This window comes from Pantoea sp. PNA 14-12 (genome assembly GCF_004364735.1).
Lineage (GTDB): Bacteria > Pseudomonadota > Gammaproteobacteria > Enterobacterales > Enterobacteriaceae > Pantoea > Pantoea stewartii.
In genome coordinates, this window is sequence record NZ_SOAJ01000001.1 from 705,931 (window position 1) to 727,287 (window position 21,357).

18 protein-coding genes and 1 pseudogene are annotated in these 21,357 nt (G+C 50.7%); 5 read left to right on the plus strand and 14 right to left on the minus strand.

The features are described 5' to 3' along the window. Nucleotides 1-33 precede the first annotated feature (33 nt). The 8 genes from C7434_RS03430 to rluE all read right to left on the minus strand — a co-directional run bounded on the left by C7434_RS03430 (nt 34) and on the right by rluE (nt 7,886). Nucleotides 34-1,158, minus strand: coding sequence for a cupin domain-containing protein (locus tag C7434_RS03430; RefSeq protein WP_133745135.1), 1,125 nt, complete (start codon nt 1,156-1,158; stop codon nt 34-36). 57 nt (nt 1,159-1,215) lie between these two features. Beyond that, the gene (gene phoQ, locus C7434_RS03435) at nt 1,216-2,685 is read right to left on the minus strand and encodes a two-component system sensor histidine kinase PhoQ (RefSeq protein ID WP_033737764.1); all 1,470 of its coding nucleotides are present in this window, start codon (nt 2,683-2,685) and stop codon (nt 1,216-1,218) included. A gap of 2 nt (nt 2,686-2,687) precedes the next feature. Then, complete coding sequence (gene phoP, locus C7434_RS03440) at nt 2,688-3,356, minus strand: two-component system response regulator PhoP (RefSeq protein ID WP_033737538.1); 669 nt, start codon at nt 3,354-3,356, stop codon at nt 2,688-2,690. 106 nt (nt 3,357-3,462) lie between these two features. Further along, complete coding sequence (gene purB / locus C7434_RS03445; RefSeq protein WP_033737537.1) at nt 3,463-4,833, minus strand: adenylosuccinate lyase; 1,371 nt, start codon at nt 4,831-4,833, stop codon at nt 3,463-3,465. 43 nt (nt 4,834-4,876) lie between these two features. Next, complete coding sequence (gene hflD, locus C7434_RS03450; RefSeq protein ID WP_033737536.1) at nt 4,877-5,518, minus strand: high frequency lysogenization protein HflD; 642 nt, start codon at nt 5,516-5,518, stop codon at nt 4,877-4,879. A 34-nt stretch (nt 5,519-5,552) separates the two neighbouring features. Next, nucleotides 5,553-6,665, minus strand: a complete 1,113-nt coding sequence (gene mnmA, locus C7434_RS03455) for a tRNA 2-thiouridine(34) synthase MnmA (RefSeq protein WP_033737535.1) — start codon at nt 6,663-6,665, stop codon at nt 5,553-5,555. A gap of 39 nt (nt 6,666-6,704) precedes the next feature. Then, nucleotides 6,705-7,178, minus strand: coding sequence for an NUDIX hydrolase (locus C7434_RS03460; protein WP_033737534.1), 474 nt, complete (start codon nt 7,176-7,178; stop codon nt 6,705-6,707). A 48-nt stretch (nt 7,179-7,226) separates the two neighbouring features. Then, complete coding sequence (rluE, locus tag C7434_RS03465; protein ID WP_033737533.1) at nt 7,227-7,886, minus strand: 23S rRNA pseudouridine(2457) synthase RluE; 660 nt, start codon at nt 7,884-7,886, stop codon at nt 7,227-7,229. Between the two features lie 110 nt (nt 7,887-7,996). On the opposite strand from rluE, the gene icd reads away from it, so the two are divergent. The 3 genes from icd to C7434_RS03480 all read left to right on the plus strand — a co-directional run bounded on the left by icd (nt 7,997) and on the right by C7434_RS03480 (nt 12,083). Further along, the gene (gene icd / locus C7434_RS03470; protein ID WP_033737532.1) at nt 7,997-9,247 is read left to right on the plus strand and encodes an NADP-dependent isocitrate dehydrogenase; all 1,251 of its coding nucleotides are present in this window, start codon (nt 7,997-7,999) and stop codon (nt 9,245-9,247) included. Between the two features lie 267 nt (nt 9,248-9,514). After that, the gene (locus C7434_RS03475; RefSeq protein WP_033737531.1) at nt 9,515-10,597 is read left to right on the plus strand and encodes a glycosyltransferase family 9 protein; all 1,083 of its coding nucleotides are present in this window, start codon (nt 9,515-9,517) and stop codon (nt 10,595-10,597) included. A gap of 982 nt (nt 10,598-11,579) precedes the next feature. Further along, nucleotides 11,580-12,083, plus strand: coding sequence for a hypothetical protein (locus C7434_RS03480; protein ID WP_133745136.1), 504 nt, complete (start codon nt 11,580-11,582; stop codon nt 12,081-12,083). Between the two features lie 112 nt (nt 12,084-12,195). Here C7434_RS03480 and C7434_RS03485 read toward each other — a convergent pair whose 3' ends face one another. The 6 genes and pseudogenes from C7434_RS03485 to C7434_RS03510 form a co-directional block, all read right to left on the minus strand. Then, entirely contained in the window at nt 12,196-12,924 is a 729-nt protein-coding gene (locus C7434_RS03485; RefSeq protein WP_033737528.1) for a fimbrial assembly chaperone, read from the minus strand. Next, nucleotides 12,890-14,221 carry a fimbrial usher protein StbD gene (stbD, locus tag C7434_RS03490; RefSeq protein WP_050504706.1) on the minus strand — a complete coding sequence of 444 codons (1,332 nt, stop codon included), beginning with the start codon at nt 14,219-14,221 and terminating at the stop codon, nt 12,890-12,892. The genes C7434_RS03485 and stbD overlap by 35 nt, the downstream gene beginning before the upstream one ends. 3 nt (nt 14,222-14,224) lie before the next feature. After that, on the minus strand, nt 14,225-16,783 hold the full coding sequence (locus C7434_RS03495; RefSeq protein WP_033737527.1) for a fimbrial outer membrane usher protein: 2,559 nt from the start codon (nt 16,781-16,783) through the stop codon (nt 14,225-14,227). Next, nucleotides 16,755-17,513, minus strand: a pseudogene (locus tag C7434_RS03500) (fimbria/pilus periplasmic chaperone). Before C7434_RS03500 ends, C7434_RS03495 begins: the two are co-directional and overlap by 29 nt. A gap of 59 nt (nt 17,514-17,572) precedes the next feature. Then, nucleotides 17,573-18,112 (minus strand): fimbrial protein, encoded by a 540-nt coding sequence (locus C7434_RS03505; RefSeq protein ID WP_039341028.1) that lies wholly within the window; start codon nt 18,110-18,112, stop codon nt 17,573-17,575. Between the two features lie 23 nt (nt 18,113-18,135). Next, on the minus strand, nt 18,136-18,612 hold the full coding sequence (locus C7434_RS03510) for a hypothetical protein (protein ID WP_226374480.1): 477 nt from the start codon (nt 18,610-18,612) through the stop codon (nt 18,136-18,138). A 908-nt stretch (nt 18,613-19,520) separates the two neighbouring features. Here C7434_RS03510 and C7434_RS03515 point away from each other — a divergent pair. Continuing rightward, a complete protein-coding gene (locus C7434_RS03515) occupies nt 19,521-19,787 on the plus strand; it encodes a hypothetical protein (RefSeq protein ID WP_033737525.1) in 267 nt (88 codons plus the stop codon). 114 nt (nt 19,788-19,901) lie between these two features. Next, nucleotides 19,902-21,101 carry an FAD-dependent oxidoreductase gene (locus C7434_RS03520; RefSeq protein ID WP_033737524.1) on the plus strand — a complete coding sequence of 400 codons (1,200 nt, stop codon included), beginning with the start codon at nt 19,902-19,904 and terminating at the stop codon, nt 21,099-21,101. Nucleotides 21,102-21,357 lie beyond the last annotated feature (256 nt).

The window sequence follows — 21,357 nt, forward strand, 5'->3', positions numbered from 1 at the left end:
GTAAACGGATGGGAACAACACTTCTCCAGCGGTTTATTCAGCGCCGAAATACCAGTAACCCGCGTTAATCAGCCCGGCAATCTGCGCCAGCACGGCCGGATCGTCAAGAGCCTCTCCCAGATCATCCAGGGTGATTTCATCGCGATGTGCCAGCACGGACATCACGCGCGGATCGGCGCATTCGACGCGCTCGCCGTTGATATAAATCGCATTGCCCAGCGTCAGGACACGTAATCCACCCAGACGAGACAATACATCGCCCTGTTGCAGCGCATCATAGATTTCATCGGGCTGATAAGGCGGTTCCGGTGGCGCAACGTCAAGTTCGTGGCGTGATTGTGAAATAAATTCGCCCAGCCACTGCTCAAAATGCGCAGGCTGATTCACCACATCCAGCATCACCTTGCGTAAGCCTTCCACTTCTTCAGGCAAAATCAGCGACGGGCAGTCGCGCGAAGGCACATCGGGATCGGTATAACGCAGGCTGCCCAGCTCGTTGGCCAGCGCATAATCGGCGAAGCCGCTGATGAGTTCACGTCCGCTGGGCGCGCGGAATCCTACAGAGTAGTTCAGCGCATTTTCGAGGGAGTAGCCTTCATGCGGGAAACCCGGCGGAATATAGAGAATATCGCCCGGTTCCATTTCTTCATCGATAATGGCGTCAAACGGCTCGACCTGCAGCAGGTCAGGATGCGGGCAGTGCTGTTTCATCGGCACTTTTTCCCCGACGCGCCAGCGGCGGCGGCCGGTGCCCTGAATAATAAACACATCGTACTGATCGAAATGCGGACCCACGCCGCCGCCGGGCACGGAGAACGAGATCATCAGATCGTCAATGCGCCAGTCCGGCAGAAAGCGGAAAGGGCGCATCAGTGCGGCAGAGGGCTCATGCCAGTGATTGACCGCCTGAACCAGCAGTGACCAGTTGTTTTCGTCCAGGTGATCGTAGCTTTCAAACGGACCATGGCTGACCTGCCACTTTCCGTTTGGCTGGCTGACCAGCCGACTGTCGACCTCATTTTCCATGGCTAAGCCCGCCAGTTCATCCGGCGAAATGGGATCGATAAAATTCTTAAAGCCACGCTTCAGCACTACCGGGCGCTTTTGCCAGTAACGCTGAATAAAATCGGGCCAGTTGAGATCGAGCTGATAATCCATAAAGAAAGTCCGCTAAGGGCTGAAAATACCTGCAAGTATAACAGCCCGCAGCCTGAACTACTCGCGGCGATGTTCCATTTCCTGACGCTGAAATACGACTTCCATGCGCGCACCGCCTAACGGGCTGCTGGAGGCGATGACATTACCGGCGTACTGCTCAAGGATATCTCGCACCACGGCCAGCCCGAGCCCCTGGCCTGGTCGCATGGTGTCGACGCGCTGTCCCCGCACGAAAATCAGGTCGCGTTTACTTTCCGGAATGCCCGGACCGTCATCATCAATATAGATGTGCAGCGCATCTTCGGTCTGATGAGCACTGACCTCAATAAATTCCAGACAGTATTTGCAGGCGTTATCCAGCACATTGCCCATCACTTCCATAAAGTCGTTCTGATCGCCAAAGAAGGTGATTTCCGGGGAAATATCCAGGGTAATTTCCACCCCTTTACGCTGATACACTTTATTCAGTGCCGAGCACAGGCTGTCCAGTAAACCCGATACCGAATGCAGATCACGCTGCAGGGGATTATGATCGGCCTGCATGCTGGCTCGGTGCAGGTAATAACCGACCTGCTGAGAGATGCGGCTGATTTGCTCCAGCATCACCGGCTCGGCCTGTTCGATGGTTAACTCTTTTCCGCCGCGCAGCGAACGCAGGGTACTTTGCAGGACCGCCAGCGGTGTTTTCAGGCTGTGGGTCAGGTCGGCCAGCGTCGTGCGGTAACGCGTGTAACGTTGACGCTCGTTGGTCAGCAACAGATTGAGGTTACGCACCAGCGAACGCAGCTCCTGCGGCGGCTTATCGTCCAGATTTTCACGCTGTCCGGTTTCCAGTTCGCGTACCTGAAGCGTCAGATGCCCAATCGGCCGTAAACTCCAGTGCGCCGCCAGCCAGAGCAGCGGGACAATTAAAATCAGGTTAGCGGCCAGAACATAGCTGAACCATGACCAGACCACATCGGAATGCTGTAGCTCTTGTGGAATGGTATCGACCACCACAATGGTCAGGGCGGGCAGGTTGGTGGTGGCATCGTAGCGGTTGACGGCAACCGAATGGGTAAACGTATCCTGATCGTCATCGTCGTTATCATCCCACGCATGAAGCTGCTGCTGTGCCGTCAGATTGTCGCCCATGGCGGCCCGGCTGGTGCTGTTGTTGGTATCAATCTCGTAGAAATCAGGTTTTAACAGCCATTCGGGTTGAATCTTCTCACGAATTTCCGGCACATCACGCTGCTGCCAGAGCAGCTTGCCGTGTTCATCATAAATAAATACCAGGGTGGGGAAATTAAGCATGGTGCGCTCGGGCTGCGCAATTGTCAGCTTATTATCTTTCCACTGTGCCAGGGTAAAAAATAAATTACTCTCGCCTCGCATCACGCGATAGGTGTTTTTATCAAAACTCACCACATAGCCAATCACGGCGACCATGCCATAAGAAAGCGAGAGAATGAGAACGATGGCTGCGGAGGCCAGTAAAAAGCGTGTCCGCAGCGAAATAGGGCGATAACGTTTAAGCCAGGACATCATCAGAGATCAAAGCGGTAACCCTGGCCGCGAACGGTAGCGATAACTTCGTCAGAATGCAGCGCGAGGATTTTTTTGCGCAGGCGGCCCATTAATACATCGATCGTGTGGCTTTCACGCAATTCGGCATCGGGATACAGCTGCAACATTAATGAATCTTTACTCACCACTTTGCCCGCATTACGAATTAAGGTTTCCACGATGGTATATTCAAAGGCGGTCAGCTTAACCGGGCTTTCATTCACCGTCAGTTCGCGACGCGATAAATCGACCTGAAACGGCGGCATGGCAATAATTTGCGACGCATGACCACTGTTGCGGCGCATTAATGCCTGCAGGCGTGCGGCAACTTCTTCAATATGAAACGGTTTTGTGACGTAATCATCCGCACCGGCTTCCAGCGCTTCGACTTTCGCCTGCCAGCCTTCACGGGCGGTCAGCACCAGAATAGGCTGACGCACGGCATCATTGCGCCAGCGACGAATTAACGACATGCCGTCTTCACCGGGTAAGCCCAGATCAACCAACGCGATATCAGGTAAATGTTCCTGGAGAAAATAATCGGCTTCTTTGGCATCTTCAGCAGCATCAACCTGATGACCCATTTCTCGCAGTTGTACTGAAAGATGGTGGCGCAGCAGGGCATTATCTTCCACAACCAGAACACGCATAGGATTTCCTTAGCATCAGATCGAAACGAATTTAAATAAGTATAAGCGAAATGAATTAAACAGCAGGTTAACGCAGACCGGCGGGAACCGGTCTGCAGAAGGGATATTATTTCAGATCATCAACCATTTGAATCGCACGGCCAAGATAATTTGCCGGGGTCATCTGTTTTAAACGGGTTTTTTCTTCTTCAGGCAGCGCCAGGCTGTCGATAAAGGCCTGCATGCCTGCGGCGTCAACACGTTTACCGCGGGTCAGCTCTTTCAGCTTCTCGTACGGTTTTTCGATGCCGTAACGGCGCATCACGGTCTGAATCGGCTCGGCCAGCACTTCCCAGTTGTGATCCAGTTCATCCAGCAGGCGCTCGCGGTTCACTTCCAGTTTTGAAATACCTTTTAAGGTGGCCTGATAGGCGATCAGCGCATAGCCTACGCCGACACCCAGGTTACGCAGCACGGTAGAATCGGTCAGATCACGCTGCCAGCGGGAAACCGGCAGTTTGCTGGCCAGATGCTGCATGACCGCGTTGGCCAGGCCCAGATTGCCTTCCGAGTTTTCAAAATCGATAGGGTTTACTTTATGCGGCATGGTCGACGAGCCGATTTCACCCGCAACGGTTTTCTGTTTGAAGTGGTTGAGTGCCACATAACCCCAGATATCGCGATCAAAGTCGATCAGGATGGTGTTAAAGCGGGCGATACAGTCAAACAGCTCGGCAATGTAGTCGTGCGGCTCGATTTGCGTCGTATAGGGATTCCAGGTGATGCCCAGCGAGGTAACAAACTCTTCACTCAGCTGGTGCCAGTCGGCTTCCGGGTACGCCGCAATGTGCGCGTTGTAGTTGCCCACGGCGCCGTTGATTTTGCCCAGCACTTCAATCTGCGACAGCTGACGCAGCTGACGTTCCATGCGGTAGGCTACGTTGGCCATCTCTTTACCCATAGTCGATGGCGTAGCGGGCTGGCCGTGCGTGCGAGACAGCAGGGGAATATCACGGTATTCCTGCGCCAGGCCTTTTATGGCGGCGATCAGCTGCTGCCAGTAAGGCAGAATGACATCGCGGCGTGCTGTTTCCAGCATCAACGCATGGGAAAGGTTATTAATGTCTTCAGAGGTGCAGGCAAAATGAATAAATTCCGACACTGCATGCAGGGCGGGCACATCCGCCACTTTTTCTTTCAGGAAATACTCAACCGCTTTCACGTCATGGTTGGTGGTGCGCTCAATGGTTTTGATGCGTGCGGCGTCTGCTTCGCTGAAACGGGCGACGATCTCGTCAAGGAAAGCGTTTGCGTCAGCATCAAATGCAGGAACTTCCTTGATCTCTGCGGTCGCAGCCAGTTTTTGTAACCAGCGAACTTCAACCTCAACGCGGAACTTCAGCAAACCAAATTCGCTGAAAATTGCGCGCAGCGGGCTGACTTTATCGCCGTAACGACCATCGACAGGTGAGACGGCGGTCAGAGAGGATAATTCCATCAGTGCAACTCCTGATTCATTTAACGGTGTTTGCCTCACTGACTCAGTAAGTCAATGGCAGGCGGGATAAAATCGATTTGGCTTCGCGCAGTAAACGCTGGCGCGAAAACATCAGCTGCAGTCGGCCTCCGCCAACCTGTTGCCACAACACGGCGGCACGAATGCCGGCCAGCAGCGTGGCGCGAACTTTACTCTGTAGCAGGGAATTCTGTAGCACTGCCGGCGATCCGGTTACCTGAATACGTGGGCCGAGCGGGCTAATCACATCGACATAAATGCCCGCCATGGCGCTCAGAATAGTGTCGGATTCCAACGTGTAATGCGCCAGCTGACGATCGAGCTGGCTGATACGCTGGGCCAGGGTGTTCATAGCCTGCTTGTTCGCATTGAGCTTGCGCTCCAGTACCATCAGGCTCAACGTGTAACGGGTCAGTTCGGCACCAGCGCCCTGACGTTGCGTGCTGTTCAGCACGGCCATCAGGGTTTCCAGCCCCAGGCGCAGGTTGGCTTCGTTGTTACCAAATACCGCCAGGGTCGAGGGAGGATTCAGGTCCAGTACGCTGCGCAGTGACACCGTCAGCGCCTCCGGCTGACAATGTCCCTGATTGGCTAACTGCTGCACCAGATGGGCCGCCTGGCAAATGCCCGCCAGTGCAAAGGTAATGTCCTGATAGTTTTTTGCCACGGTTACTCCTGTTTACGCGTTATTCGCACCGGTCTTATGCGGCAACCCAAGGCAAACGTTCTTCGATGATACCGCCACCCAGGCAGACTTCATCAAGGTAGAACACCGCAGACTGACCCGGCGTGACCGCAGCAACGGGCTCATCAAACCGGACTTCAATTTTATCCTCGCCGTGCGGGATAATTTCGCAGGGGATATCGGTCTGACGGTAGCGGGTTTTCACCGTACAACGCAGCGGTGCGGTTAGCGGCTGACGATCAACCCAGTGTAACTGCTGGGCAATCAGACCCACTGACATCAGTCGGGGATGGTCGCCGCCCTGCGCCACGATCAGGCGGTTGCGCGCCACATCTTTATCAACGACGTACCAGGGATCGTCTTTGCTTTCTTTAAGACCGCCAATGCCCAGCCCTTTACGCTGGCCGAGCGTGTGATACATCAGGCCCTGGTGCTCACCCACAATCTGTCCGTCGACGGTTTCAATTTCACCCGGCTGGGCAGGGAGGTAGCGCGCGAGGAATTCGGTAAACTTGCGTTCACCAATGAAGCAAATGCCGGTGGAGTCTTTTTTCTTCGCCGTCACCAGCTCAAGTTGTTCAGCGATGCGACGCACTTCAGGCTTTTCCAGCTCGCCGACCGGGAACAGGCTCTGCGCGATTTGCTGGTGGCTGAGTGTGTAAAGGAAATAGCTCTGGTCTTTGTTACCATCCAGACCGCGCAGCAGGTGGCTGCGGCCATCGATATCCTGACGGCGGACATAGTGCCCGGTGGCGATGAAGTCTGCACCCAGATCCTCTGCGGCAAACTCCAGAAACGCCTTAAATTTGATTTCTTTATTACACAGGATATCGGGGTTGGGAGTGCGGCCCGCTTTGTACTCTTCCAGGAAGTGTTCAAAGACATTGTCCCAGTACTCTGCCGCAAAGTTCACTTTGTGCAGTTTAATACCTAACTTGTCGCACACGGCTTGCGCATCCGCCAGATCGTCAGCGGCGGTACAGTATTCCTCGCCATCGTCTTCCTCCCAGTTCTTCATGAACAGGCCTTCAACCTGATAGCCCTGCTGTTGCAGTAACCAGGCGGAAACGGAAGAATCGACGCCGCCGGACATTCCGACGATCACTTTTTTCTGGCAGTTATCAGACATCACAAGCTCGCAAAACAGTAAAACAGGCGGCGCATTCTATCACGCTGAACGCGGGTGCGCACCTTCATGAAACGGCCAGTTGAACGGGCTGATCAGGTCGAGCGGATAGCGTACGCCCTGTTGCCAGCGGCGTACGCTTTCGGCAACCAGGGGCGAACGCAGGTTAGAGGCCGACAGAATCTGCTCTGGCGCGACCCACCAGCAGCAATCAATGTCGCTGTCCTGCGGAGCCGTTGGCTGGATATCGTCCAGATCCACGCCAAACAGAAACCGCACAAAAGGCGTATTATCCGGGGCGATCCACTGGTTTATGCCGATAAAATACTGCATTTCGGCCCGAATGCCGGTCTCTTCAAACAATTCCCGTGATGCGGCTTCATGCAGCGTTTCATCGGCTTCAAGATGACCGGCAGGCTGGTTCCAGGTGGCGATGCCGTTGACGCGTTCTTCAACGACCAGTAATGCACCCCGAGCCTGCACCAGGCACGCGACGGTGACATGCGGTTTAAACATCGATCCTCCTGAATTGTTAACTTAAAGTTATGGAAATGATAATGGCAGTCAATCTTGTGCGCTGATATCGCGCCAGGCACCCGGGGCCAAATCGCCCAGCGTAAACTCGCCCATGGCATAGCGCACCAGACGCAGGGTTGGAAAGCCAATATGGGCCGTCATACGTCTGACCTGACGGTTGCGTCCTTCAAAAAGCGTTATTTTCAGCCACTGTGTTGGAATGGCTTTGCGCTCGCGAATCGGCGGCTGGCGCGGCCACAACCAGTCGGGCTCAGCCACTTTTTCGACGCCAGCCGGTAACGTCGGGCCATCTTTCAGATTAACGCCATCGCGCAAAGGTTGTAGATCGGTTTCCTCAGGCGCGCCTTCCACCTGCACATAGTAAATCTTGCCGGTGCGCTTGCCGGGCTGCGTCAGCGCCGCCTGTAGCGGGCCATCGTTAGTCAGGACCATCAGTCCTTCGCTGTCGCGATCGAGTCGGCCCGCCGCGTAAACGTCACTCACGTCGATAAAATCTTTGAGGGTGCGGCGGCCGGCTTCATCGGTAAATTGCGGCAGAACATCGAAGGGTTTGTTGAACAGAAGCACGCGGCGGACGGCAGGCGGCGAGGACGCCTTGCGATGCACAGAACGTGTTTGTCGGCTGAATCGTTTATTTGGATGAGAAGTCTGATTAGTTTTTCGCATACGCTTTGCAGTCTGGAACATTCAGCGCATTATAACGCGAAATTGCGGTGATTGGCGTGGCGTGAATATTCAAGTAGTATTGACGCGCATCTTACAAATCATTAACAAAAAATCGCTCGAAGGAGAGGTTAATGGAAAGCAAAGTAGTTGTTCCGGCGGAAGGTCAGAAAATCACCCTGAATCAAGGTAAACTGGTTGTCCCAAATAACCCGGTTATCCCTTACATCGAAGGGGATGGTATCGGCGTTGATGTGTCACCAGTGATGCTGAAAGTGGTTGATGCCGCTGTGAAAAAAGCCTACAACGGCGAGCGTAAAATCTCCTGGATGGAGATTTATACCGGTGAAAAATCGGTTGAACTCTACGGTCAGGATGTCTGGCTGCCGCAAGAAACCCTCGATTTAATTAAAGAATACCGCGTAGCGATCAAAGGCCCACTGACCACGCCAGTTGGCGGCGGCATCCGTTCTCTGAACGTTGCGCTGCGTCAGGAACTGGATCTGTACGTTTGCCTGCGTCCGGTGCGCTACTACACCGGTACACCAAGCCCGGTAAAACGTCCTGAAGACACGGATATGGTGATCTTCCGCGAAAACTCCGAAGATATCTATGCCGGTATCGAATGGAAAGCGGGCACGCCAGAAGCGGATAAAGTCATCAAATTCCTGCGTGAAGAAATGGGCGTGAAGAAAATTCGCTTCCCAGAAAACTGCGGTATCGGTGTTAAACCGTGTTCGGAAGAGGGCACCAAGCGCCTGGTCCGTGCAGCAGTGGAATATACCATCACTAACGATCGTGATTCACTGACGCTGGTACACAAAGGCAACATCATGAAGTTCACCGAAGGCTCCTTCAAAGACTGGGGTTACCAGTTAGTGAAAGACGAGTTCGGCGGCGAGCTGATCGATGGCGGCCCATGGATGAAATTTAAAAATCCAAACACCGGTAAAGAGATCATCGTAAAAGACGTGATCGCCGATGCCTTCCTGCAGCAAATCCTGCTGCGTCCGGCAGAATATGACGTTATCGCCTGTATGAACCTGAACGGTGACTACATCTCTGACGCCCTGGCGGCGCAGGTTGGCGGTATCGGTATTGCACCAGGCGCAAACATCGGTGACGAATGTGCGCTGTTCGAAGCCACCCACGGTACGGCACCGAAGTACGCAGGTCAGGATAAAGTGAACCCAGGTTCCGTGATTCTGTCCGCTGAAATGATGTTGCGTCATATGGAATGGTTCGAAGCCGCAGACCTGATTGTTAAAGGCATGGAAGGCGCAATCGCTGCCAAGACCGTGACCTATGACTTCGAACGTCTGATGGATGGCGCTAAGCTGCTGAAATGTTCAGAGTTTGGTGACGCGATTATCGCGAATATGTAATCCAGAATTTGGGTTAAACGAGAACGGGAGCCGGTTGGTTCCCGTTTTTTATTGAAAGCGAGGTTGGATGAACGGCTGCATGTGGCGTTGCCGATAAAACGCCGTCCGAGGGGAACGCTGGCTTCGCCCTTCACGTTTTATGCTATATACTGCGCCCGCAGTTTTCCGCCAGTCTGCGTGACTAAGAAACATGCGCTTCTTGCCTTGACCACACGTAAAAGGGGCAGGGGCACAGTAAGGATAATGAGGCGTCAGTCAGGACCACTTATGAGTAAAATCGCAAAGCAAAAAGCCGCCAGATTGTTCCTGTCGCTATGGAGGTTGACGGGTTATCGCGTCAAAAAAATTGACCGCTTTTCTGAGCACCATGATCTCAAAAGCATCGCAATTATTTCGAACACGGCACTTGGCGATTTCATGTTTAACACGCCCGCTATTGGCGCGATAAAAGATCGCTGGCCCGATGCCAAAATCATCATGGTGATTCAGCCACGTAATCTTGCGCTGGTGGAAGGAAGCCCCCTGATTGACAAGATATTATACTGGGACGGAAAAATCGGCGGTATGATGCAACTGGTCAAATCGCTGCGTAAAGAGCAGGTTGAAGCGACCTTTATCCTGCATTCGCGCGCACCCTATGACATTGTTGCCGCCTCGCTGGCCGGGTCTGACTACATACTGAAAGACGTTTATTACGCGGACTACCAGGGCAAAGAAAAATTTATTCTGGAAAATTGTTTGTCCGCGTTTCATGACAACCGAAAGCACGGCAATATTCATCTTATCCGTCAGAAAAAAGACCTGTTGAGTGCTGTCGGTATTCCGATGCCCTCAGAAGCCATGTTTATTCCGGCGCCTTTCAAGCGTCAGGTTAATCACGCGCCGGTCATTGGTATTCATGCTGGCGCATCCAGTATGGAGCGATGCTGGCCTGACAGCTATTATTCACAGCTCATCGATACCTTAATTTCCCGACATGATGATCTGACCATTGAACTTGTAGGTGCTCCGGGCGAAAAGGCCCTGAACCAACGCATCATTGACGGCATGAAAGTGCCCAGTGAGCGGGTCAAAAATGTGGCGGGCACCACAAACCTCATTCAACTGGCGGAAAAGATCAGCGGCTTTAAAACGCTGGTGGTGGGCGATACCGGCCCCTTACATCTGGCTGTGGCCGTGCAAACGCCGACCGTGGCGTTGTTCAGTGATCAGAATGCGATTGATGGCGCTGCGCCTGTTCAGGACAGCACAATGCATCAGGTATTGCGCCCTGCAGAATCACATGCGGGGCTACGTGCGATTCGTTGTGATGACGTTTTAGCCGCTGTTGAACGTAATCTTTCAGCGTAGTCATCCTGTCTCGGGGGCCCGGCACGGTCTGTACGTTTATCGCCGTAGCCGGACCACACAGTGTTACAACGCTGTGTGAGTCTCTATCGCGTCCGCATTACCGTAGATATGAATCGCGTTCTACGAAGCGTATCGCCGGAAGAAATAACGGGAATGAAACAGACATGAACGCTCGCGATATAACCTTAAGATCTTCATAACCCCTTTCGACGCTTAGTCTCATCTATCCGTTCAGCGATCGTAATTGATGACGCGTAACGGTTAAATTTTCACTCCTTCTTTCATGAAATAGCCCCATCCAGGGCAAGAACGTGATGCGCCGGTCATACTGTAATCGGGCAGGCATAAAATCCTCATCTCTTCTCTGTCATCTTTACCTCTTTCATATTGACCTTGTATTGCATTTCAAGGCTGCCGTAATGTCAGTTCCTCCTCAGTTTAAACAGGTCGCTGTTATTTTTTTCGGAAATTTAAACGGATATATATTTAAATAAAACTGCACTTCATGCATGGGCTGTAAGCTATCCGATATGGCTGTTTTGCTATTTTTAGTAAAGCCATTTTCTAAATAAATGCTTAGATGGGTAACTGACTTATAATGGTTTTGCTTCATGGGTTTTTCATTGAAATATTAAGGTTTAATTTCGACTGGTTGACAGTTTTACTGATTTTGAACAATAAACTCATAAGGTGATGATGTAGATTGATTGGGTGAAGTTTTTACCCCTTTCCCAAACTTATTCAACGACAGAGAAACTTAATCAGCGATGATATACATGAATTGATGGCATTCAAAGTGAATGGCTGATATGTCACAGCAGGTGCCACTTTTAAATCAAGAATTGATAACTCAACGGTTTGACCGTGGAGTATTGCTTGTGCGCTGTCTGATTTCAATCATGATTAGCAAATCAAAAGACATTCACAGTTATGGTCGTTAAATTTTTCAGAGTGAATTTAAAATAACACAAAGGAGCGATATATGTGGTTTTTCAGAAATGCAAAAATGATCCCATGGAGTCTGAACGGTCATCAGCCCGGAGATATTCTTTCTATGGGGGCAGTAGAAATCAATCCGGACGTTACGGAGGCGCAAAAAAAATACAAGGTAGCGATGCGCCTTTATCGGGTCGGATGCGATACCGGCATAATACACTGGTCCGGTGGTCCATTTGTCAGCCCTGGATACGTATTCATTAACTACAACGGTACGCGAAATATTTTTCCTTATGGAACTACGGCTGACAGGTTCGACACTGTCGGCGACTTCCTGGAGTATCAAAAGGAGAATGTTAAAATTTACCATAATCTTGTCGAGGACGGTATAATTAATGAAAACATGTTTATTTTGCCCATTAATGGCTATCTGTTTACCGAGGCAATTATGGAAATTATGGTGTATGAAAACGAAGAAGATGAGAGAGATAATATCGAATATGGAAGTTTCCAGTTGAATGCTGTGTTTTGCCCGCTTACGAAAAATTAAACAGATAAAAACTGCGCTTCATTGAAGAACGAACCTTGTCAGAGGCACTGCATTTCAGTGCCTCATCAGCGTTCCATATCAACTCTCTTTGTGCCAGAAATAGGTAATTCGGCTACTTCCCAACAGTCGCGCGAAGCGTGCTGCGATGTTTCTCAACGTTACCGTTCTGGTCAATCACTTCATATTCGACGTTTGCACCGGGATTAACGGAAGTGGTGACGGGAACCACAATATCAGACAGCGGTGCGACCATAATATTTCTCAATACCGCTTTTTCCACTTTCGCGTTCAGGCTCATATACCAGGGCGTAGGGTTAGAAATCATGATTTGCTGGCTTTGTCGGGTAAAGCGTAGTTTTTGTGCATCTTCCGGCCGGGGGGCACCCAGCCCTGTCGGACGTACAAAAACCTTCAGGCGAATACGCAGCGGCAGAACGACTTTTTTATCGCGCTGGTTGTCAGATTTTTTGAGCGCCGGTATCTGGTAGATATTCAGCCAGTACAGGGTTTCTTTCCCGGGGGGCAAGCCAGCGCGTGAGGTCAGCATCAGCTTTATAGAGCGTAATTCGCCGGGCTGCATTTTCAAGACCGGCGGCATAGCCATGACCGGTGTTTTGCTCTTCTCTGGCGGGGCATAGATATCGCCGTCATCTGTCCAGATTTGTAAAACGGCAGGGCTGTTTTCACTGTTGACCAGATTGACGGATTGCGCAATCTCGTTGGCATTGAAAATAATGCGGGTTTTATCAATGTTTACAACGGCAACTGCCTGCGTTGACAATAACGCCGTGAGTAAATACAGGCTGCTACTGAAAACTGACCACCACTTGTAACTGTGCATTAACGGTTCCTGAAGTGATAACTTGTCCGGGAATAGCCTCAAGGGAGGCAGTAAAATCGCCGCTGTAGATCTCACCGTTGTCTGATGACGTAAGTGTGGTTAAATCTTTATAAGCATACCATCCACGCGTATTGCCTGTGCCGGTACTGCTTATATCGGGCAACAGGTTGAGTGCGGCACCCGCACTGTTGTAAATTTTTATCCCTACACCAGAGGCCGAACCGCCGTTATTGTCGCCATAGTTTGTGTCGAGCAGCCAGGTTAATCCACCGCTGCTGGTGGTCAGGCCCAGCGTCTGAGCCATTGCCACGGCCCGAGGCTGATTTACCAGAAAACCCATTGCGACGTTGGCTGATGTCACAGTGGAATTCTTGATCCCGGACGTTGCCCCGGTCTCGCAGCGGAGGGTAATGGAAAAAGGTGCCTGGCTGCTGCCTCCAGCGGCTAAAACACCCACGCTGGTTAATGGCAGAGAGACGACCGCGGGGTAATCGTACACCTCGCAGGCTGCGCCGCGAACATAGGTGACTGTCTTCCACGAACTCCAGCCAACAGGCCAGTCATAGTGCCAGCCATTCCACACCGTGGAATGATCCGCACCGGGATAAAGATTATTACTTTCCAGTCCAGGACCTTTAAATGCAATATATCCGCGGGGTTGATTGTTTGTCTCAAAATAATAGTTGTCACTATTGACGTAATGTTTACCTTCATCGATTTTAAATATTTCGTAGAGCACACTGCTAAATATACTGGCCGGGATGTAGATTTTTTGCCCATCGGTATACCAGTCGCTGGCACTAAGCTGCCGTGCTTTCCAGTAGCGGCTGTAATATTCACCCGTGGTAAGGTTGGTCAGTCTGACCGCCACATTTTTGAACTTATCAAAATAAGCGCCTTCAACCTCGCTGGTGGCATATTTACCGGCTTCTTCTCTGTCGCCATTCGTGGAATACATTTCAAAGAGTTTATCCGCATCACCCATGTCGCAGCGGTACAGAATCTGATTCGGCGTAAACGCATCCCTCATCGGGTTGTTGAGCGGATGGCCGACCGCACTGGCCAGCAACGTCCCCGAGGGCTGAAACAGCTTGCCCGAATTGATATTGATGATTGCAGGCAATGCCAGCCGCCCTGTGCACTCATCACAGGCACCTTCCCATCCCTTTGCGGTATAGCCGGCATCTTTAGCGGCCTGGGAAAGCTGGCCCTGACTCGTGACCTTTGTGCAATTCGCCAGAAGTGGAAGCGGTACCAGTAGGGTAGTGATTAACAAAAGCAGGATTCTTGTGAACACGCGCTACTCCTTATTACATAAGCCGGTAAGCTGGATCAGGTGACCGTCTTGCTTTCCGGTAATTTGATAATTCACCAGGCAGGTTTGTTGACCATCGTTATCCCAACTGACTTTAAGTGTGCCGGAGTCGTGGGGGACACGTGCATAAAGCTGACCACCCTGACCGACGACACCAATAACCGTGTTGTCGGCATCACGAACTTCAGCGCCCATAGGGGGCGTTTCCCCCGCATTACTGGTGAGCGAGATCAAGACAGCTTTGCCTTTGATGGTGGCGAAATTTATCCGTACAACAGCCCCCGCATAGGGGACCACACGTTGACTACCGCCGCTCAGTTCGGCATCGGCATTCATGTCCAGCGTGTCCAGACTGATGTTATTTTCGCGATAGGCACTGAGTGAGGGCAAAATGGCATAGCCAAAGCGATCGATGACAGCTCCCTGACCATTTCGTACCAGCGCGCCCTGTGCGCCATCGGCCTGAACCAGGGCGAATGTCTCACTGCTGTATGGGCCAAGTGTAATGCCGCCCCGGTGAAGCACCACGGTGCCGGATGCCCCCAGCCCAGCCTGACGATAGTTTTCGCCCTGACCATAGTTGGCGCGAACAGCGCCCAGACGCGTATTTTGCTGAACGTTTCCGCCGAAGTTCAGTGCCTGTCCACTATTGCCATTGCGATAATGTTCACTGCCGCCATAGACAGAATAAGAAATATCATTGTTGTCACCCGCCGATCCTGACAGGGACAGCGATGAGCTACGTGTTTGTTTTGACTGGTTATAGTAATAGGAAACAGAAGAGGTGTTGTTCCAGGCAAGAGGCATTGAGATATTAAAGGAAAAGGTGTTTTCGGTATAACGTTGCGCGCGAGTGTCGTCCTGGCGATTGAAGAGATCCAGATCGGATCGCGTTGTATTCCAGGTCGTGCGCTGACGTGCGACGTTGAAGCCGTAACTGATCTTTTTCCAGTTGTTGTTATAGCCAAGCTGCAACTGAGTGATGCGGGATTTATTGTTGTAGTAATCGGCTGTGCTGGCGCTCAGGGTAAACATACCGACGTCATCAAATGACTGCCCCAGGGTTGCGGATAACCGGTTACGCTGGTTCATCGAATCGGAGTAGTAGCTGATACCTGTGTCATTCTGCCTTCTGACGCCCAAAACGTCCTGCAGATCGCGAAAACCGCTGGTGGAATAACGGTAAGCGGCTAAAACCAGATTTGTCCCGGTTTCAAAGGTTTTGCTGTAGCTCAGTTCGGCACGCCAGCCGGTCGTTTTTTTGTTTTGCTCAACGCGTGCTTGTGAAAAAATGGTGTTCATACCTACAGCACCGACCGGTGAACCCCATACACCGCCTGCCAGCCATGCCTGATAATCTTTTGCGAGGCGTGAACCGGCCGTCGCTGTGAAGCGGTTACTGATGCCGCGCTGTAAGACGCCTTCAAAAAACGTGTTTTCTACGCTGTAATACTGACGTACACGTCCCAGCGCCAGACCGTATGTCCAGTTTCCTGGACGAACAGAATCCGGTACAGAAGAGTAGGGCACCGTAAAGGTAGAACGCTTACCGTTAGCTTCGATGACCTCAACCTCAAGGTCTCCCTGACCGCTGGTGTTATACAGGTCATCAATGACAAAAGGGCCGGGGGGAACGCTTGTCTCATAGATCACGTTATTAAGCTGACGCACGATAACGCGGGCATCGGAAGTGGCAACACCCTGAACTTCTGGTGCATAACCCCGTTTGCCCTGTGGCCACATGCGTTCATCAGAGGCGAGTTTGATACCGTTGAATGCAAGGCTACCGAAGAGGGAGTTACTGGTGTAGTTATCACCTAAAGCAAGCTGACTGTTTATCCCCTCTAAAGGCCGCTGGACCCAGCTTCTGACCTGGTTGTACTGGTAACGGCTTCCGGTTCTGCTGTTACGCAAATAGCGCATATTGCCCTGATGACGGAACTGCCATTTTTCCAGATTGGTGCCTGCCGTTATTCCGCTCCACAAATATTCATATCGGTAATTTGACGAGCGATTTTCTGACCAGGTGAAATTGGTGTTGTGGCGCAAAAATAATGCCGTAACGCCCTCATCCCATTCCGATACGGGGATGTAGCCACGCGGAGTCCGGTTCAGGCTTGCCATAGGTAATGTAAAGTGCAAACGAAGCGATGCCTGATCGAAACGCCAGCTGCCCGCTTCTGTCCAGCCGGATAAAGGCCGACAAGATGCTGTCGGTTGTCCGGTGCGCAGGGTTTTTATTTGCAATAGCGTTACGATTTCTTCAGACAGACAAGGTTCTACTCCGCCCTGGTCGTTAAATTTCCTGAAGTTTATTTTTACCCCAGATTTAATCATTTTACTATTGAGGTAAATATCAACCAGGTAATTTCCCTGCGCAATTTCATTTTGATTGAATTGTTCGAGGTTTTTCCCAAATGTCGCCCCTTGAAAAAGCGAGGAGTCAAAATAATATTCTTCGCTGCATACACCGTAAGAGAAACAGGCCGACACGGTAAAAGCTATGAGTTTCGGACTAATTAACTTCAACCGTAAAGTTTTCACTGATTTTAGCTCCCTGATCATTAACTGCCGAGACTGTAATCACCCCTGAGCCCTTAAGGCGTTTACTGTTATTGAACCAGTAAGTTTGCCGCGAAAAGGGTGAAACCATATCCGCATCTCGCTTTAAAGACTGATTACCCACTTTTAATACAACGTCTACTAATGAAGCGTGCCAGGGTTGGGGGTTATCAATTTCAATACCCATACCCTTATTCGCATGATAGAAGGATGTGACCTTTATACCTTTAAGGATATTTTTAGGCGCGCCAATGCTTTTAGGGCGATAAAACACCTTCATGCGGTTACGTAATACCACCAGCATTGCATTTTGCGCGTTATCTTTGGCGATATTAGAAGGCGGAATCTGAAGTGTATTGAACCAGTAAACGGATTCACGATCCTAGGCTTGTGAGACGGCATTGTTTAATATTATCTTGGCAATTTGTCCGGCTTTAGGCTGAATGCGAAATACCGGCGGCGTTATGATAAAAGGCGTGTTTACCTGGCCATCCGGCTGGGAATCTTTATTGCCGTTATCAAACCAGCTCTGAATAACATAAGGAATAGCATCATTATTTTTAAACTGCACATCTACTGAGCGCGCCTGTTCAGGATAAATAATCCTACTGCCCATAATCGTCACGCTGGCATTAGCACAAATGGGAAGTAATAATGCCGGAACTAATGCCAGCGAAACTTTTAAAGCAAATAAGTGTTGGCGAATAAACATAGACAGGTTCTCAATCATTTATTGTGCACTCCGCTTTATGGGAGTGCACCGGGTAAGGATTACTGATAAGTCACGGCATACTGAAGTGAAGCGCTGATGGTACCCGCAGTGGCTACATCAGTAGCCAGATACTGGGCAGAATAGGTCGCTGATTTTTCGGTTTCGCCTGAGCTCAGGGTCAAATCACCGTCACCGGTATAGGTGCTGGTTAAATTAATTTCTTTACCTGCCGGATCCAGCAACTGGATTTCGACGTTTTCGGCATTGCCACTGTTTTTCAGGTTACCGGCAGCACTCACATTGTTACCCACAAACACGGTGGATACACGGGTGGAATTTGTGGACCCGGTACAGCCGCTGATGGACACGGAGAAGTCCGTCTTACCGGCAACTTTTCCGCTCGTATCTAATTCATTCACGGCCACGGTTGGCATGAGTACAAGCGGGGCGCTTTCATTACCATTCACACTTACTGAACAGGTTTCATCGCTCACTTCGCCCTGAAAGTTAATAGTGTTAGCAGAATTTGCCAGTGCCTGTCCTGATACCAGAGCCGTGCTGATTAACAGAGGTAAGATCATAGCCTTAGTATTTAACATGATTGTATTTTCCTTTTACATTATTAACTGGAGAACAACTGATTCAGGCTGGTTCCCGTCTTGCGGCGCACTGAATCTTTTATGCAATAAATCTTTTTTACGCCAAGGCGCATTTTTTCTGAAATTTCACCCAGAGATAATCCATGACTCACCAGTTCCAGAAAATTAACCTCATCGCTGGTTAACGGATTAACACCTTTTTTTTCACCTCCTTTTAAACCGTAATAACATGCGTTTATTGATTTTTTCATCTCGGTGATCCCCGTTCCCGGATAGATCACCGTATTGATGCTTTTGTCCTGTTTTTTCCAGAAGGCTGCGAGGGACGCCAGTCGGCGATCGCAAACCAGGATGATGATTAACCCCGGTGATTTTAAATAGTCCAGCCAGTTATGGTTGGTGAAAAAACGGATGTTATGTGATGAAAAATCAACAAACATGCAGCCTTTAATAAATAAACTTTCATATCGTCCCGCCACCAGGGATAAAACGCCATTCATTAAGAAATAATTCTTTGCGGGCCAAATGGACACTTTCTGGATCGGGCAACGTTTAATTTCTTCTGTTAGCTCGCTGGCCAATTCACATCGGTATCGACAACTAAAGCAATAAATGCTTTCTCGCGTAATCCTTCGCATAAGCCGGTCCTGCTGCTCGTTTAGGAAGGTGTGATAACCATATCATCATTAAATCTTCTGATTCAATGTGTTGGCCAGATGACTCGCGTTTTATGCAGGGAATATTCCGAAGATGGGCTCTTTCATTTCTGTGTCTACAAAAACGCGATTCCTCCCACAGTTGTGCAATTTATTTTGAACTAAAGAAGCACGTGACTTGTAGCAAGTTAAGACGATTTTGTTTTCTCCAGGAATTTTCGGTTAATTCCACCGGCGCGATCAAAAAAACTATCGCACTTTAAGATAAAAATGTGGTGCGTATGACTTTTATCTCACTCTACACGTAGTTTGCTGTGATTTTAATTTTATAAAAAAGCAATATGGATATGATAAGGCTCTGTGTTTGTTGTTTTTAAAATGCTAGCTTTTTGTTGTTGTATTTAATATTTGCGCAATAATGCACGAATTAGTCAGGATTTTTTTGTCCTGTTGTGTCTACTTACAGACAGATGGCATTTATTTATTAAGCTTGACAATGTAATGATGTCTTGACTTTTTTATTATGAAGTTAAGGGTGGGATGTGAATGGAAAGTTGCATTTAGTGTATAGCTGCCTGTCAATCCAGTCCGTTAATCGGGAGAGCAACTGTTCTCCCTGTTTTGTGAAACGCAAGCGGTGTAAACACCGCAGTACCGTATCGTTTGCAGGCGCTGTTTCGATAACCTCCATCTATCACAATCAACAACGATAACAATTTGCGGGAAGGTGCGCTGGCGATGATGATGTCTGCATGACGACATATCGTATTAAAGTGGGTTACCACAATCCTAACGCGCTGACATTCAGACAACTGGATGCGCAGCTTGCCGACCACGCGTTCTACAGTGCGCGTGCCAATGATGACAGAGGCGGATTCCGTTACTTTCAGGAGTACGAATACTCTTCCGACTCGGCCGATTACTGTGCGGTCTGTTCACTGGCTTACCATCATGCCTGTCAGGTCAAAAAATGCCCGCTGGTGCTGGTTGAGATAAAACAGTCAGAACCTGAAACCTGATCGGCCAGCGTATGCAGCTTTTTCCGACGGCGATCTGAATAGCCCCACATTCCTTCGGTACGAATATCGTCGATACTGGCTTAGACTCACCAGATACAGTATGAGGGAGTCACTATGTCATCTTCAAAACACGACAGCGCCGACTGTTGTATCATTGGCGGCGGTCCGGCAGGGTTAATGCTGGCTTATCTCCTGGCCCGCGCAGGGTTGCAGGTGGTAGTGCTGGAGAAGCACGCTGATTTTCTGCGCGACTTTCGTGGCGATACCATTCATCCCTCCACCCTTCAAATCATGCACCATCTGGGCTTACTTGATGCGCTGCTCACGCTGCCGCATCAGCGTGTCGAAAAACTGCAGGCAGAAATGGGCGGTGAAGAGGTCACGATGGCCGACTTCTCCCGCCTGCCGGTGCGTTGCCGCTTTATTGCCTTTATGCCGCAGTGGGACTTTCTGAATTTTCTGGCGGAGAAAAGCGCGCAGTTTTCAGGTTTTACACTGCTTAAATCGACCGTTTGTCGTCAGTTGATCACCGAGAATGGTCAGGTGTGCGGCGTACTGGCGGAGCAGGCAGGCCAGCCAATGGAAATTCGCGCCCGTCTGGTGGTGGGAGCGGACGGACGGGATTCCGTTATTCGTGCCCAGGCCGGGCTCAGCAGCCAGCATTTCGGGGCGCCGCGCGACGTTCTCTGGTTCCACCTCAATAAACAGCCCGACGATCCGCTGACCGGCATGGGCCATACCGGCCCGCGCAACAATTTTATCGTCATTGATCGAGGGGATTACTGGCAGTGTGGTCTTACCATTCCCAAAGGCCAGTTTGAGGCCTTACAGGCGCAGGGGCTGGATGCGCTTAAAGACACTATTGCGGCGGTTTCGCCCTTTGCCGCTTCACGTCTGGCGGAGGTCGACAGTTGGGAAAAACTCAAACTGTTGTCTATCCGGATAGATCGTCTGGATCAGTGGGCAAAACCGGGCGTGCTGTGCATTGGCGATGCGGCGCATGCTATGTCACCGATCGGCGGGGTTGGGGTTAATCTGGCGATTCAGGATGCGGTGGCGGCGGCGAACCTGTTAACGCGACCACTGCGCAGGGGAACGCTGAAGTTAAGCGATCTCCATAAGGTCCAGAAACGCCGTCAGTTTCCTACCGTGGCGACCCAGTTCCTGCAAATTAAAATGAGCAGCAACAAGCCACGTGCCAGCGGGCAAAGTAAGATGCCCGCCATGATGCGTAAATTCCCGTTTCTGCGCTTCGTGTTTGGCCGGCTTATTGGTTTAGGATTCAGAACGGAAAGGCCGAGGGAATGCCGTTGACAGCTCGTTGTCTGCCTGACGTGAACAGTCGGCGCTAAAGGCTGAGCCGTCGGGCCGCATGGCGGAAGATGCGCAACGTTATACCCGCGAGCCATAGCCCCAGGCTATAACAGACAGCCAGGCTGTGTCTGCTGTCTGGTGGGTTTTTGCATCCGGCGTTTTGCTGCCACGCGGTATTCGGTTTTTCCCCCTGACACGACCTGCTGCGTAAAGCCCTGCGGCGCGTTTAGCGACTATTCCAGTGTGCGTGCCTTAG